Source organism: Aequorivita soesokkakensis, from assembly GCF_001641085.1.
In the GTDB taxonomy this organism is placed as follows: domain Bacteria; phylum Bacteroidota; class Bacteroidia; order Flavobacteriales; family Flavobacteriaceae; genus Aequorivita; species Aequorivita soesokkakensis.
Genome location: NZ_LXIE01000012.1, coordinates 75,328 through 91,744 on the forward strand (window position 1 = coordinate 75,328; position 16,417 = coordinate 91,744).

Below are 16,417 nucleotides of genomic sequence, written 5' to 3' on the forward strand. Positions count from 1 at the left end.
ATTCGAGATTTTAATTCACTTATGATTAATCCATACAATTAAAGAACCCATTCAAAAATGAAAATAATTACTATATTTCTTTTCTTCTTAATTACAACATTTAGTTTTTCCCAAGAATATAAATTAGAGGATGCCCAAAAAACAACGACCGACTTATTGCAGGCTTTGAAAATTTTGGACTTACCAGAAGGAAAGGAAATGCTTGTAGATTTAGTGTTTGAATCTTCAAAAAGTTTTCCAATTGTATCATCTAGTAATTTACTTTTTGAAAAGCTTTTTGACACAGATATTGAGGAAATTAAAGGTTACAAAGCTTTATTGGAAATTCAATCATTAAGTAAAGCAAATACACCGTTAACCCTGAGATATTTATTAATCAGCTATCTCGATAAAAAAGAAAATAAATGGAAAGTTTTTAGTTTTAGAGAAAACATTGATACTGAAAGAGAAGTACTGTATTCCAAAAAAGGTCTGACTGATGACAATGATTCGCGAAAGATGCAATATCGTTTGAGGAATTTAGCATATTGGCAAATTATGAACGGAGAATTACTTGATGCAAAAGATAACTATTTAAAAGCTTTTAAAGAAGCTACAGCCGCTGAGGACAAAGATTTTGACATTTCGACATATTTGACTTTGGACAAAATTATTGATATTCGGAATTTACAGAATAAGTAATAAAAACGTGTGGGAATAAATAAGCATTCGTGTGGTCAGAACGACCCAACATGAATGCAGTGTTGCATAAACTGGTTGCTGAGAAATGACTAACTAATAAACTATTTTTTTATATTTGGTATTCTCCCCCTTCGGCCACCGAAGCTTCTTTGTGCATCGTAGCTCATCCTCGTGCTCCGAAACTTTAGTGAAGGAGTATACGAAGATGTATAGCGAAGGTGGGCTAGTGTCCACCGAAGCCTCGTGCGAAGGTGAGCTAGTGTCCACCGAAGCCTCGTGCGAAGGTGGGCTGTTTAAATAAACCCCCTTTACGGTTTTCCGTAATTGGTGGGGTTTTGTTTTTGTTACATTTGGAAATATTAACCTAATTATATAATTGGAATAAACACTATATATATTGCGAATCAAAAAAATTCTTTTTCTATTAACCATTTTACAGGTATTCGGATTGAACGCGCAAGAGTTTGATTGGGCAAATAGCGTAACGGGAGGTGATCATGAACATGGTGTAAAAGCAATAAGAAATAGCCTAGGGGAAACATACCTTATTGGATATTCTACTGGCAATCCTTTTGTATATGAAGGCAATGAATATTATACAAATGGTAGGAGTGATGCATTTTTCATCAAGCTAGATTCTCAAAAAAATTTAGTATGGTTGAAAACAATTGGAGGTGATGACGGAATTTATAATGATATGGCTGTAAATATTCATATCGATCCATTTGGTGACTTTTACCTTGCAATTCAATCAGTTGGCCAAAACTTTGAGTATGATGGGCAAATCTTAAGCGGGGTAGAAGCTCCCGGTCAGACCGGAGGTGAAGGTGTCATTATAAAGGTAAATTCTGATGGTGAATACATATGGCATGAATCCGGCACTACCTTAGGGGGAGATAACAATTCATTTGTCGGACTAACTACCGATTCGGACGGAAACCTTTATATAGTAGGTTTGTTTAGGAGATCGGTTACATTAGGTGGAACAATAACACTTACAAACCCATCTACTGGTACTACAATGGATATGCTCGTCGCTAAGTATCAACCAGACGGTAACATTATCTGGGCAAAACGAGCAGGCGGTATCCCCCATAATACGTTTGCCAGTGGTCAAGATATTAAGATACATCCTCAAACAAATGAGGTTATTGTTTTGGGTCACAGTGACGGACCAGTATACTACGATGGAGAGATTTCACCTGCCTATAATGGTAATGATGATGAAGGAATAATTTTATTATCCTATAATCCTGATGGAACTCAAAATTGGGTAAAACAAATTTTAGAGCTTCCGTCCAATTTTTCTAGCTATGGTATTTCTTTAGATATTAGCTCTGTAGGTGTTATTGGAATTTGTGGATATAAAAATGGTGGGGTCGGATTAGTTGGCTTTTATAATAGTGATGGTTCTGTAATTACTGAGCATGAACATCCTGCTCCCGATGGTGTGAGGATTTTTTCCATTTCATTTAATGAATATAATAAGGCCTATCTTTCAGGATGGAGTAATTCGGGTGCCGTTATAGGAATAGCTCCTTCAACAGTCACGATTTCTTCCAACACGGGATTTATTGTAAAACTTGATGAATTTCAACAAGTAAAATGGGCGTCGGAATTCACTGCTAGTCATTTTCAAAATAGTATATCCTATGGTTATGGTAAACTAATGTATGCAGGTAGAATTGACGATGATTTCACTTATAATAATGGACAAAATATAATAACCCCAGATCGAGGGGATGCCCTATTCGCGGAAATGACAGATGCCACATTATCTACGGAATCATTTTCAGATGATTTGATTGTCTTATACCCTAATCCAACAAAAGATGTATTGAGGGTTAAGGGTAAAACTATTGAAAATATTGAAATCTATAATGTTAGAGGTGTGCTTTTAAAAACAACTATTAAAAAAGAAATAGATTTTACATCCTATGCAAGAGGAGTTTATTTTATTAAAGTTAAAAATACAAAGGGAACAGTCACAAAAAAAGTGATTCTAATTTAAGAAGGACATCCACGATCGCTAAAATAATTCCCACTCCCATCTGGCGCGCTTTTAAAAAGCGTGTCTATTTAATTCCAGCATTTGCAATGCGACTAACCGTGGGGTAGACGGCTCCGCCCACAACCCAGAAACTGAGAACCCAAAACTGAAAACTCCCTCATTCACATACTCACATATTCACCCATTCACAAAAGCCTAAAGCTTACAGCCTATAGCGTATAGCCTATAGCTAACAGCTAAAACCTATATTTGATAGGACCGCCCGTTAAAAGTTAATCTATAAAGCTTTATATTAGGTGGTTTTCTATTAGAACACCAGGTTAAAAGCACAAGTGAGAAAAGCCCCGTCTAAATTTTAAAATCCTTAATTTAAAGCATTTAAAACAGAAGCATTCACATAATAATTTGCCCTCCCAATTTTGTGTTTTGTAAGATGGCCATCTTTAGCTAATTGAGCCAAATAATTTACGAATCGTAATTAGAGAAAATTAATTATAAATCAATGTGCAAAGGAAATTACATTTTCTTTACACGTTATTGATTTGTGTTCGGTTTTTCGAAATTACTTTACATATAGGCAGTGTCGTGTATAGAAAGATGATTTTTTTATTCCTTTCATTTTTTGAGGCCAGCTTTCTGATTCTCTTCTTATGTTTTTCGAAATGGTTTTTCAATTAGCAATGACCAATTAGCAATTAGATTGTTGAATTGTTTAATTGTGGAAATGTTTAATCGTTTAATTGTTGAACTCTAGCTTACAGTTTAAAGAATACGGCCTAAAGCCTTAAGCAAAACGTTATACTGGATATTCTCCGCATAGGTCAAAGTAGTTTTAGCGAAGGTGACCCTTTGCCTTATCAACGCATCTCGTTGAGGTTTTAGGGTCTTCAAAACCAATGCTGCCTAGTATGATAGTGGAGGGGTTTAGCATAGGCTGGAAGTACAAGACTCCCTTTTCACATAGTATGATGCACATTTCGTTACTATATTTTGCTACTTCCTTGAGTTTAACGTTATTTGCTTTAAAATTGACACTTTTTTGTAATAACCGTTTTGCATGAAGAAGACCTACTCTTTTTTTCTAATTCTGTTTATAGTCAGTTCCCAGTCCCTATTTTCCCAAGATTCATTAAAGCAGCTTATGAATGCCTATAAAGCTGAAATTAATGATTCCTTAAAGCTCATAAAAGTGCAAAAGGCAGTTGCCTTTTTAGAAAATAACAAAACAAGATCTGAGGCCGATCATATTACTGTATTGGAGCAATTGTACCTTTCGCAATTAGATAACCACCAAGATCAAAAGGCTGCTGAATCTTCTGAAAAACTAATTGCTTATTTAAAGAAAACAAAAGACCCAAAATACACTCCGCTTTTATCAAAAACCGCATATACAGGCTATACAACCTATGATTATCTCCAGAATTACACCAAGGCTTTAGAACTCTGCCAAGAGTATTATTTAGCCGAAAAAGCATTATACGGGGAAAAAAGTGAAGCAGTCGCAAAAGCGTATTTAGAGTTTGCCAATATGTACAGTAGGATAGATAACGTTGACGAGCAAATAAAAAGTCTAGATGCAGCAAGAGCCATCACAGAACAAATTACAGTACAAAACAAGCAGCTCGTTTTCGATATATATTATTATTACGTAATTACCCTAGTGTATTACGGCGACTATCCATCGGCAAAAAAATATCTCGATAAATTAAATGCCTTTTATGGGAAAAACAAAAATGACAGTAGCTTTATAAACGCTACCCATGACGGTAACTCAGTAATTAGCATCAATACAGCCAGTTTGGCTTTAGGTAATATTATGTACCACAAATTGCCAGTTGGCGAAGCCGGTGAAATGGAAAAAAGTATTGCCCTGTTTGAAAATGCATTAAACAAAGGAGCTAAAAAGTATTCCGAAAATGATTTAGCGCTTTTAAATGATGTGTATTCCCAAATTGGCGTGTATTATACAAGGAACATTCAAGATTACGACAAAGCCCAAAACAGTTATGACAAAGCTTTAAAATACAATCAAAATTACCCAGCAGGGCAAATTAATTTACTCTTTTTAAAAGGATGGACCGATATTCGGTTTAAAAAATGGGAAAGTGCCGAAAAAAACTTTTCCGAAGCACTGGCTCTAAAAGGCGTTGAAAATTTTATTGATGTAATAAGTCTCTACAATTACTATGGCGTAACCTTATCGCATCTTAAAAAATATGAGGAGTCTGAAAAATATATACAAAAAGTAGAAGCGTTTTATAACAGGGAGGCCAATACCTACCAAGGATTTATGAGCTTGCACAACTTGAGCGATATTGGAAGCTTGCATATATCAAATTATAAAGCAACAAAAGACAAAGTTATTTTAGAGCGAGCCTACAATTGTTATAAAAAAGCATCTAATCTTTTCGAAAAGGTATATCAGGGTGATGCTTTCAACCCCAATTTGAACCAGCGGGTAAACGAAATAAATGAAGGGCTTCTGTACTGTTCCACTATACTTGGGGATAAAAAAGGCGAGGTCCTGGAAATGGTAGAAAAAAACAAATCTGACTTTTTATGGGCCAGTTTTTTAAACAATAATCAAGGCAGCACCTTTATTAAACCCAAAAAATTGACAGATAGTATCCACGCCACTGAAAGCAAAATTGAGGCGCTAGCAATAAAAATAGCCGCTGCCAAGGACGCTGATGAAATAAAAAAAATAAAGAGTGAGAAAGTCTTCCTGGAAAACAACATTGAGGCAACCAAACTCAGTTTAGAAAAGGAACATCCCGCTTTCAATTCGTTTGCCTCCAATGAAGTTGGCTTTCAGCAAATTCAGAAAAAGCTTAAAAAGGATGAAATTTTAATTGATTATGTAGTTTTTGATAGCACTACCTATGCGTTTAAGGTTACCAACGAATCTATTGCTTTGCAGTTGATTTCAAAGGAAAACAAAAAGTTGAGGGAAGCCTGTAGTTCTTATTTCGATAAGTTGATAAGCATTGACGCGGATTATACGGATGAAGCCGAAAAACTTTCAGAAATTTTACTGAAACCCCTAAATCTTCCCAAAAATGGAAGACTGATAATCTTGACCAATAGCTTTTTGAGTTATTTACCTTTTGAAACATTAAAACACAATGCTAATTTCCTTGTAAGCGATTTTTCTATCTCCTATGCAAGTTCCGTAAAACTCTGGAACACCCAATCGCAATTGCCCAAGACCAAAAGCCAGAGTTTGCTCGTCTTTTCCCCAGATTACAAATTGTCCGAAAACAATTCCGAAGATGAAGCAATAGCGATGATAACCCGTGCAGGCGACTATGATTTGAAAGGGGCAAAAGCCGAAGCAACAACCATAAGTGAAATGTTTAATGGCACCTTTTTCAATTCAGAAAAAGCTACCAAAAATGCCTTTATCGAAAATGCTTCCAAGTACCAAATCCTTCACTTGGCAATGCATTCCGTTATGGATGAGGAAGATGAAAATCTTTCAAATTTAATCTTTTCCAATAACGAAAAACTGTACTTTTCAGAAATCTACAATCTAAAACTGCCTTCAGATCTTGCCGTTTTAAGCGCCTGCAATACCGGTATGGGCAGTTATAAAAATGGGGAAGGCATTATGAGTATTTCGCGTGCATTTACCTTTGCTGGGGTTAAATCTTGTGTGTACTCACTATGGCAAGTGCCCGATAAGGAAACGTCTGAGATTATGGTTTCATTCTATCAAAATCTGAAAAATGGAGAAGAAAAAGACATAGCCCTAGCAAATGCAAAAACTACTTTTATAAAGAAAAATCCTCTAAAAAGCCATCCGTATTATTGGGCGGGATTTGTTGTAAACGGAGACACTTCGGCAATTGCCACAACAAATACTTGGTGGCTTTATATTTTGCTAGGTCTCACTGTACTGATACTGCTTTTAATTTTTAAAAGAAAGCTATTCCAAACGGGCAAGTAGTTTTATTGCAGCCTCTCTTTGGGGATTTTCACTTTTTGTCAAGCTTTCCAAAACTGCAGTTGCAGCTGCCTTATTTTCCAATTTTAAATATGACAGTGCCGCATACCATCTCGAATAGGACTTGAATATGCTATTTTCCTCAAAAACGCCATTGTTAAATACTGCGAGTGCATCTTCATATTGCTCCAATTCCATCAAGGAAATTCCTTTGTAAAAAAGTGCGTAGTCCTCAGAAGTGGATTTGTAAATTTTAGTAAAAAGACTTAAGGCAGTTTCGTAGTCTCCAGTGTCATAAGCAAAAAAGGCCTCCGATTTTAAATCTGTTGTTCCCGTTCCCCTAACTGTCGGGGCAATAGTGTTGGGGTAGGTTTGATAATATTGGTTGTAAAGGGAATCATAGTTGGTACTGTAAAAAGAATTCCAAGTGAACAAACCCACTAAAACCGCAATACTTGCAGCGGCATATAGCCACTTATAGGATTTCTTTGGCTTTTCATACGCTTTAAAAGTTTCCTTAAGGGCCTTCCTTTTATTAAGTGTAATAGCCTTTTTTACATTTTTTTCAAAATCAAATGCAGCTGCAAAAGCAGGATCCTCCTTTAGCAATTTCTGGAAAGCGAGCGCTTCCTCTTCTGACAAATCGCCTTCAAAATATTTCCTGATATACTCCTCCTGCTCCATACTAGCGTTCTTTAATAATTTCTTTCAATTGTTTTAGGCATCTCGATTTTTGACTTTTTAGCACATCTTTATTCGTATAATCCAAAAGCTCCTGAATTTCATCCAGTTTTTTTTCTTCGTAATAAAAAAGCTGTAACACCTTTTGGCATTGCTCCCCCAATTTCTTCAATCCTTTTCGAAGTAAAGCCAGCTGTAAATTAATTTCCTCTTCTTCATACATATCAAAAGCCACCTCTGGAAATTCGCCATCATCTATTGAAACAGTACGCTTATCCTTTTTCAGCTTTTTATAAATCATGAATTTTCCAATCCCGAACAAATAGGTAGATAGGTTACTTTTCAAATCGTCAATACTTCCCTTTTTGGCATTCTCAATAAGCGCAATAACCGCATCTTGATAAATGTCTGTAATAGCTTCCTGATCTAATTGATACCGGCTTGCAAAAAACGCAAAGCCCTTTTTATTTTCCTCGTAAAACTTCTTGATAACTACGGGGTCATCACACTTTAAACGGCTTATTAAAAGCTTTTCATTATTCATTAGTACGATTGTGGGGCAAGAAGTAAACAAATCTATTAAAAAAAAAGAAACCTGATGTTTACCTTTTTTCATTTTGGGTACTAAGTTAAGATTAACTCTAAAAATTGAATTAAATGAAAACAGTATGTACCCTATTAATCACCGTTCTTTTTTTTACGGTTGCGCTTGCACAAGAAACCGTTGGCGGGAAAGTAATTAGAAATACTAAGGACCAAACCTACAACCGGGGCGAAGAAAAAGCTAGCGAAACTGTAGATAAGGCCTTAGATAAAGTAGAAGAAGGTATTGGTAGTATATTTAAAAAGAAGGATAAAAAGCAAAAGAACAAAAAGAACAACGGGAAGGATATTATTGGCAGCTCCGAACCTACCAACGGCTCCTCAAGTTCTACTTCCAATTCAGGTTCGAAAAATATAAAAGTATATTCAAAATTTGACTTTGTTCCCGGAGAAAAAATCATCGGTTTTGATGACTTTTCAACCACAAATCTCGGTGATTTTCCATTGGACTGGAATACCAATTCTTCTGCAGAAGTTGTACAGCTTCAGGGCAGTGACCAAAAATGGTTGTTTATGACGAAGGATGGTTATTTTCAACCTGAGTTCGTTAGCGATATGCCCGATAACTTCACTTTGGAATTTGATGTTTTCACACGTTACAGAAGCAATAACATTTTGGAATACCAACTTTATTTAGCATCATCCTCCAATCCCAAAAAAGATTTGTCGGAAGAATATCTATATGATTATATACAGTTGAAATGGGCAGGTTGTGAAGGTTCTTCCAAGTTCTATGTAGTTGAAAATAATGAGGTGGTTAACCAAAATGAAAATCTGAACATTAAAGATTTTGGCTGCGGAAATGAGGGCACCGAACCGGCCTTTGTGAGAATTTCCATTTGGCGCCAAAATTCAAGGCTTCGGATTTATGCGAATGAAAATAAGGTAATAGACATTCCACAGGCATTTAACAGCAAACAAAAATATAATGTTTTTAAGCTGGGTACGAAATACATGAACTTCTCTGAAACTGAAAACAAAGACGAATTTATGGTTTCTAACCTGCGCTATGCCGTTGGTGCGCCAGACACGCGAAGCAAATTAATTAACGATGGAAAATTAGTAACCAGAGGTATTTTATTTGACGTGAATTCTGATGTAATCCAAGCATCCTCTTATGGGGTTCTTAAAGAAATTGCTTCAGCGCTAAGTGAAAACCCAACGGTAAACATATCTATAATAGGCCATACAGATAGTGATGGCGATGCAGCTTCCAATCTTACGCTTTCTGAAAAAAGAGCGATTGCCGTAAAAAATATACTTGCTTCCGAATTCAAAATTGACAGCAACAGAATGCAAACTGCTGGAAAGGGCGAAACAGAGCCCACAGATAGCAACAATACAAGCCTAGGCAAAGCAAATAATAGGAGAGTTGAATTTATTAAACTATAATCAATTAACAGGAATCAATTAAGACTTAAAAAATGAAAAACATACTATCAATAGTAGCATTAGTAACAGTAATGACTATTAACGCACAGCAATGGCAAGGTGAATTCACTTCAAAATATGGAAACCTAACTTTTGTTACCGAAACTGGAAATGAATACCCAAACAAGAATATAATTTATGGTGATTACGGACAGAACGGAACAATGGTAGGGTTTCTATTGGGAAATGAATTTATAGGAGAATTCCACAATGGGAATGATTCAGGGCAGTTTCGTCTTCAAATAAGCGCTTTGCAAACCAACCGAGAATTCTCAGGTTTCTGGGGCTATGGTAACAATGTTAATTACAACAGTCCGAATCGAGATTTTTGGTGGACAGGGCAGGCAAAATCAAGTAGCAACGCAATGCCAAAAAACATTAAAACGGCCGTTTGGAGTGGAAAATGGAACACCACTTATGGCGATTTGATATTGAAGCAGATTGGCGATAAAGTTACTGGTTCCTATAAAAATGTGGGGGAAATAAATGCCACTTACAATAAAAACACCAAAACCTTAAAGGGAACTTTTACTAACAATGGAGCCGTAGGCTATTTGGAATTCCAATTTATAGGGAATTCCTTTGGAGGTAAATGGGGGTGGAACAGTGCAATGACTGAAGGAAGCTGGAATGGCAATAAAGCATTTAAAACAAATCAATAACATGAAAAAACTAGTTTTTATACTTGGCATCCTTTCCATTATTTCATGTAATAAAGGAAAAAATACGCTTCAAGACGCCATGAAGGAAAGCATGGAAGAGGCAATAGAAAATAAGACCGGAAGCCATGTTGATTTGGCCGACTCGGAAGATTTTGACAGTAACGCTGGGTTTGTTACCTATAAATCTGCTGCTAAAACCTATTTAAATGGAGAGGAAAAAATGACTGCGGCAGTCTTATTTCAAAAGGAAAATGACGGACTGGCAATATCATTTCAGCTAACAGGAAATGAGGGTCAATCTTTTATTACAATACTAAACCATATTCCTGATAATTTTTCGCTTCCCTTAGAAGGAAGGTTTGCAGTTAGCAATGCTTATGATGGAGAAAATCCCGTGGCCACAGCAATGTTTATGGATGTAAATGAAAATGGCATGATGGCTTCCGAAGTGCCTTATGAAGGCATTATGCGAATCACCAAACTTACCAAAGATAGTATGGAATTTGAAATTGATGGCAGAGGAGGCGATGCTACTGATGCCAATAGCCCCAGCAACTGGAAGTCAATTACCGGCAATGGAAAAATTACGTCCCCTATCATTCAAAGTTTCGGGATTGATAAAAACGATGTTTTAAAATAACGGAAACGTGATGCGTGAATTTTAATTAAAACAAATAATAATAGATTATGAAAACACTACTAGTAACAATAATGAGCGTTTTTCTATTTGCCTTTTCCTGCAAAGATGATGCGAAAACAGAACAATTAAATGGTTTGGAAGGAGAAGTGGCCGAGGCATTGGACGATGCCGGAATAAAGGCAGAAGACTTTATAGGAAATATAAACGAGCTCCTAACCCTTGAAATGGCTGCCAAAGCAACTGGCTTGCCCGCTTCGGAAGCAGAAACAAAGCATTCCAAATTTTCTTCCTTGGAAAGTTTAAAATATGTGTGGGGCTCAAATAGAACCCGCAAGGTTGAAGTTATGAAAGGGAATTTTATGGATGTGCCTTTGGAAAATGTTATTGAATTAAGCTGGGTGAAAAACACTACGCTAAAACAGTTTAAACATGATTATCACAACCCAACGCCTGAAGAAATAAAAAATGCGGAAGCGGCAATGGAAAAGAAGATGACGGAATTGGAAAGTGATGGGAAAGCAACCCCGGAGCAAACCAATACTGCCTCTGGTATTGCCAAAAATTCAATTTCCAAATTTAAGGTGAATGAAGTTTCAAATTTAGGCGATTATGCTGTGTTTGTAGATAGTGGCATTATGGGAGTAACCACAAGAGATTTAAAAGTTTTTTACAAGGGATTGTCTTTTACGTTGCGGGTTGATTTAAGTGATGATATGCAGGACAATGACCAAAAAGCCGTTACGGCGGCAAAAATGATAATTGAGGAGAAATTGAAATGAAAAAGATATCCTTCTTAATTTTTGCGTTACCCATACTGCTCTTTTCATGTAAAGAAGAAAAGCAGCAATCTGTTGTACCCCCACCCATTACAAAGGAAGGGTTTACTAAAAGTTTCGAAATAGTAAACACTATAAAAGGATCAAATAAAGACTCCATACTATCCTTCCTTCAGACCAATCCAGAGGTGATGCAAATAACTGAAGGTGATCAAATAATAACCTTTAGATTAAAAAATGGCCCTAACATGATTGTTGAACTTCTTGTGGCTGGAACCGATATAAAAGGGGCCTCAAACTCCCTAATTAATGGTAACACTTCCACAACCTCTGAAATCACGAATGTAATTGGGGCAAATTCTAAAGACAGAAACCATAAAAAAGCTCTCATTTTGGCACCCCATTTTTGGACTTTTGCTGAAAATGACGATGCATTGGTACCCTTAAATGCACTTAAAAACCATAGAAATTATAAAGGGTCAATTACATATAAGGCGAATGAGAAGCAATTTTCAAAGAATATTTCTTTTGACGACTATTTAAATATTGGCGATTACGATTTAATACATATAAGCACCCACGGAAGTAGAAGTGGAAGGCGTGTAAAAGACTCATTGGAAGTTGTAATTGGTGGAGATAGTAATAATACTGAAACTTATTTGGCCTCAGGAATACTATTTAACCCAAAAAACCCGGAAGCCATAAGAGCCTTGGCAGAAAAAAAAGGAGTATTGGAACACACATCCTACAGTAAATCGGGGGAGGTATATCTTAATTCCAGCTTCTTCAAAGAAAAACTCAAAAATCTAGACGATAAAATAATAATTTTCAGCGCCTGTGAACTTGGCCAACGAAAAGATCTAAAAACCATCTTTGAAAACAACTTAGTGAATGGACAATTCTTTTATTGGCAAAACGCGGTAAACTCTGGAGATGCTTATGCTGCATTTCAATATTTATATGAAAGAATGATAGCTTATGGGGAAACTGCCACTGAGGCCTTTGAAAGTATGCCGTTAAATTTGAAAACTAATTTAAGTTCCTTTTTCATTGTAAATAAGAAAAAAGTACAGACAACCACAAGCCTAAAAATGGTTTCAAAAGGAACCTCAATGCATCTGATTGAACCCATAACCATTTTGGATCCAGATTCTAAAACTGAACTTAATAAAGGTGACATTTACGGTTTTGAAGGAATATTTGGAGATGGCGAAAATGATAAAGGCAAATTCACTTTTGAGATTTTGGGTTATTCTGATGAAGAAATAAAAAAGAGTGGTCTTACACTTTCTCTTAAAATAGATGGAAACTTTGTGCAGGAAAATATAGATATTACAAACGCGGACAATGTGAAAATTGAAGCTGGAAAAAATGACAAATCTTTTATAGTAACTTTAAAGGAGGTTGACCTTAAAAAAGATCTTCCTAAAAATGGTTCCATCCTCATTGAAGCTTTTTTAAATCTTCAAGGCTCCAATTTCGGATATCACAGTTGCAATGTTAAAACGGGGAACTCTGATATGCGCATTGTCATCACTTCAGAGTATGGTAACAATACCCTATATTTTGATGCGGATAATTACGGCTTGAAAATGGTAAATCCATCAGATCAGAACCACGATATCTATTATGACGACAAAGGTTTTGTATATTCATTTAATCCCGAGGAAGGTTGGACGAAAGTAAACATCAATAGCGCCATGAATATGTATGCTGCCATGGTGCCTACTTTAAAAATTAAGGATCTAAACTTTCCAAAAAAAGGCACCACTTTTCATTATCTTCCTGAATATGTAAATGTATTAACGTTAAGTAAATTAGAAAATGAACCTTCTGCAAAAAAAATGAGCAGTAGTAACAGCAAAAAAAAGGTCTTTAAGATTCAAGGAGTTATTGCTAAATATGATGAACAAAGCAGATTAGAAGAATTGGACATGGATGGGCAAGGAAAAATACTATATTTTTATGAAGACCAAACAATTGTTTTTCCAAATGCAAAGTTAATTGAACTACCCTCTTTTTAACACTACCACAAATGAAGCTAAACTATCTATTGCTTATTGGATTAATTTTTTCGGCCTGCAATTGGAATAATGAATATGCAAAAACTTCAAAGCAAGCCCTTGCTGAAATGAAGGAAGTAAACCCGTCAAAAGGAAAAATTCCCGATTCCATTGCCTATTTTCCAACTGCACTTACCTACAAATACATTAAAAATGGTGAAGAAAACGAGCTATGGTTTTACCTAAATGAAGAGACCCAACAAGTTTTATATATTCCAAATGACGATATGTTACAAGGGGTTATTTCCTATCCAAATGGGGAATACAGGATTTTTGGTACTGATGAAAATGGGAAAAAAATGGTGCTAACCCAAAAAGTTGATGCCGTGGTTGCTGAGGAAATATTGGATGCCGCATTGGTTCCGACACACAAAACTAAATCGATAGATCAAAAAAATATTCAGCAAAAAAGCATAGAATGCACCGGATATAAAATTGACTATTTGAAAATGGAGGGGCGGGAAATCATTTTTACAACTAACGTAATACCCATAAATAGTTTTCAATTGTTTGGGTTTTGCAGGTTAGAAGGCGATGCAAAGCTTCCAATTGATATGGATTATATCAATTTGTTAAAAAAGCAGCAAACCCTTACCCATATTGAGCGAGCAAATTTTAGTTTGGAACTTCTCAATTACGGTCCAAATCCATATGAGTTTCTGCTTACAGAATTTTGATAGTGATTAGTTGAAATGTGTTTAAGGCCAGACATTTTAAAATGTCTGGCCTTTCTTTTAAAATCCCTTTTTCCATTGTCCAAAACGTTGGTCGTTACAGCTTCTTTCAGTTTTTTTGAGCTAACAGTTGGATATTTGTATCGGTAGAGTTCTTTCAAGAATTTTTAGCGTTTATAAATCGAAAATATTCGCCTATCGCTTACAGCCTACTGCAAAAAATATTCTCCACGATTTAAAAGCCCATTCTTATGGTTTTCCGCAATGGGTGGGCTTGGCTTTTGATATCATTTGATATTTCAAAACACAAAAAATCTCAAGCTAGTCGGAAGAACAAATATTAAAAAATCTTGCAAACCGCCCCTTCAATATTGTATATTTATACTTTCCACGGCTATCCACTCCTGTATTTATAGCCATCATTATGATTACCACTCGCGTAGTCAAACTGCATGCCGATTGTAAGCCGACCATAAGCCGATTGTAAGCCGTTCACATGCCGACCATATGCCGACTCCATGCCGACTATCCTTCATCGATAATTCATAGATACTCCTTAGATACCTTATAGATTATTGAAACTTAATCCATTTTAAAGGCACAGGGTCTTCCTCAATTATTTTCTTATCTGTGATTGACAATGATTCCCTAAACCAAAATGCCACCAAATCTGCTCAATCCTTATTTCAACAATTTTTTGAATGCCGCCTCCCTTTGCGTGAAGTAATTTGTATCTATCACATCCGTTGGGGTGTAGTTGGCTTCATATTGTTTCCGAATGGGATCAAAATTGGAAACATCTAGCGTATGCAATACATCACTTGGCTTTGTGTTCAATTTGCTGTCCGTGTAAGTAATAATACGGGTATTAATTGCTATAAGCTCCCATTGGTATTTCTTGGTTGGCAAAGCGGAAAAAGTCATTTTCTGGATCCAGTTGCCTGCCCCATCAAATTCATATACATACTTAAAAGCAAGTTTTGAAATAAAATAGGTATTGTCAACGGGCACGTTGTTTTCATAGGAATAATAAGTTTCCGGAAAATTGTATTGTACTGTTCCCAACAGCCGCTGGTTTTTGTCATATACCTGCTCCGGTTTCTGGATGCCATTTTCCGTAATATAACAATAGGTAAGTTGGTTGCTTTTGGTTTCAAATGTTTTCTCCATTCCTTTCTTCTCATTCTTGAGTTTTATTACTTCTCCCTTGGCATTTTTCTCCACAACGGGATAGTCGAACAACAATCCTGTCGGGGTATCATATATCTTATAAGGACCAGACTTCCCAAAAAATTTTACGGGCTGCCCATACTCGTCCATCAATTGTTTGGTCAATTCGGTATGGTTATCATCGTAAATATATTGGGTAACGGTAGGTGTATTGTCTCCAGTATATTCAAAGGTTTCCTGGGTCACATAGCCTTTTGCATCAAATTGGTAGGTGTTCTTTCTTGCGCTGGGTTTATGAAAATTAACATATTCGGTTTCCTCAATTTTTGTGACCGTCGTATTGTTAAGCCCAAAATGCGAAGTGTGGCATATTTGCGCCCGCAGGCCAAGGGCCACCAAAAGAAATAAGCTGATAAGGAGAGTGTTTTTGTTCATATTTGAAATGTAGTATTTGAATATTAAGAAATAGGCTTAAGAAAGTTGTACATTAAATATTTTAAAAGTAAAAAGGGTGAAATAATCAAAAGGGAGCCCCACAAATTCTGGGGACTAAAGATGTTCGGGAAGTTTTTTACCACAAAAAACATCAAAATACCACCCAAAATAATCGATATGTGCAACACTAGTAGGGGTGGGGTGAATGGGCCAATTCCTAAGGAATTCGATTGTTTCCCACGAAAAAGAAATTGTTCCAAAGCCACAATGATTAGATTGACATTAAAAAACCAGTTCTGAAAAAAGAGAATGCCCATATTGACCATTGTTACTTCCTCATTTCCCCAATTGGCAATAAGACCAAAGAATACCACGATAAATACAAAGTAAATAGCCATCATAAAGAACGGGCCAAAAACAGAAAGGGATACCTGCTTTTCCTCACGGCTTTCATTCCTAAAACCATAGATGGCCACGGCAATTATGCGGATGAGTTCAGTCCACCAAAAAAAATAAATTATGTAAAAGATGGTGGTTTGCCCAAACACTACAGCCAGTGCCGTTATAAATGTAAACAAAAGTAAATCCCACTTTTTATATTGGTATATGATAGTATGGAATGCAGGTTTCACAAGCAGCATTCC

At 36.1% G+C, this 16,417-nt stretch carries 13 protein-coding genes; 9 read left to right on the forward strand and 4 right to left on the reverse strand.

Annotated features, from left to right (window positions below; genetic code table 11):
- Positions 1-57 precede the first annotated feature (57 nt).
- The 3 genes from A7A78_RS06525 (at position 58) to A7A78_RS06535 (ending at position 6,641) form a co-directional block, all read left to right on the forward strand.
- Entirely contained in the window at positions 58-681 is a 624-nt protein-coding gene (locus tag A7A78_RS06525; RefSeq protein ID WP_068761645.1) for a hypothetical protein, read from the forward strand.
- 397 nt (positions 682-1,078) lie between these two features.
- On the forward strand, positions 1,079-2,692 hold the full coding sequence (locus tag A7A78_RS06530) for a T9SS type A sorting domain-containing protein (protein ID WP_131811111.1): 1,614 nt from the start codon (positions 1,079-1,081) through the stop codon (positions 2,690-2,692).
- Between the two features lie 1,141 nt (positions 2,693-3,833).
- On the forward strand, positions 3,834-6,641 hold the full coding sequence (locus A7A78_RS06535) for a CHAT domain-containing protein (RefSeq protein WP_068761647.1): 2,808 nt from the start codon (positions 3,834-3,836) through the stop codon (positions 6,639-6,641).
- Here the strand turns inward: A7A78_RS06535 and A7A78_RS06540 are convergent.
- Both A7A78_RS06540 and A7A78_RS06545 read right to left on the reverse strand, forming a co-directional pair.
- Positions 6,621-7,322, reverse strand: coding sequence for a hypothetical protein (locus tag A7A78_RS06540; protein ID WP_068761648.1), 702 nt, complete (start codon positions 7,320-7,322; stop codon positions 6,621-6,623). The two genes, A7A78_RS06535 and A7A78_RS06540, sit on opposite strands and share 21 nt — an antisense overlap.
- A 1-nt stretch (position 7,323) precedes the next feature.
- Entirely contained in the window at positions 7,324-7,863 is a 540-nt protein-coding gene (locus tag A7A78_RS06545; protein WP_068761796.1) for an RNA polymerase sigma factor, read from the reverse strand.
- Positions 7,864-7,976: 113 nt separating this feature from the next.
- On the opposite strand from A7A78_RS06545, the gene A7A78_RS06550 reads away from it, so the two are divergent.
- From A7A78_RS06550 to A7A78_RS06575, 6 genes are read left to right on the forward strand one after another with little or no spacing between them, the layout of a single operon-like run.
- Positions 7,977-9,314 (forward strand): OmpA family protein, encoded by a 1,338-nt coding sequence (locus A7A78_RS06550; RefSeq protein ID WP_068761649.1) that lies wholly within the window; start codon positions 7,977-7,979, stop codon positions 9,312-9,314.
- 32 nt (positions 9,315-9,346) lie between these two features.
- A complete protein-coding gene (locus A7A78_RS06555) occupies positions 9,347-10,015 on the forward strand; it encodes a hypothetical protein (RefSeq protein ID WP_131811112.1) in 669 nt (222 codons plus the stop codon).
- Between the two features lies 1 nt (position 10,016).
- Positions 10,017-10,655: a hypothetical protein gene (locus tag A7A78_RS06560; protein ID WP_068761651.1), complete on the forward strand. Its 639-nt coding sequence runs from the start codon at positions 10,017-10,019 to the stop codon at positions 10,653-10,655.
- Between the two features lie 47 nt (positions 10,656-10,702).
- On the forward strand, positions 10,703-11,434 hold the full coding sequence (locus A7A78_RS06565) for a hypothetical protein (protein ID WP_068761652.1): 732 nt from the start codon (positions 10,703-10,705) through the stop codon (positions 11,432-11,434).
- A complete protein-coding gene (locus A7A78_RS06570) occupies positions 11,431-13,455 on the forward strand; it encodes a hypothetical protein (protein WP_068761653.1) in 2,025 nt (674 codons plus the stop codon). Before A7A78_RS06565 ends, A7A78_RS06570 begins: the two co-directional genes overlap by 4 nt.
- A gap of 11 nt (positions 13,456-13,466) precedes the next feature.
- Entirely contained in the window at positions 13,467-14,171 is a 705-nt protein-coding gene (locus A7A78_RS06575; RefSeq protein WP_068761654.1) for a hypothetical protein, read from the forward strand.
- Between the two features lie 678 nt (positions 14,172-14,849).
- On the opposite strand, the gene A7A78_RS06580 is transcribed toward A7A78_RS06575, so the two are convergent.
- Together A7A78_RS06580 and A7A78_RS06585 are read right to left on the reverse strand one after the other, a co-directional pair.
- Positions 14,850-15,773, reverse strand: coding sequence for a hypothetical protein (locus tag A7A78_RS06580; RefSeq protein WP_068761655.1), 924 nt, complete (start codon positions 15,771-15,773; stop codon positions 14,850-14,852).
- A 23-nt stretch (positions 15,774-15,796) separates the two neighbouring features.
- Positions 15,797-16,414, reverse strand: coding sequence for a hypothetical protein (locus A7A78_RS06585; protein WP_068761656.1), 618 nt, complete (start codon positions 16,412-16,414; stop codon positions 15,797-15,799).
- Positions 16,415-16,417: the final 3 nt, after the last annotated feature.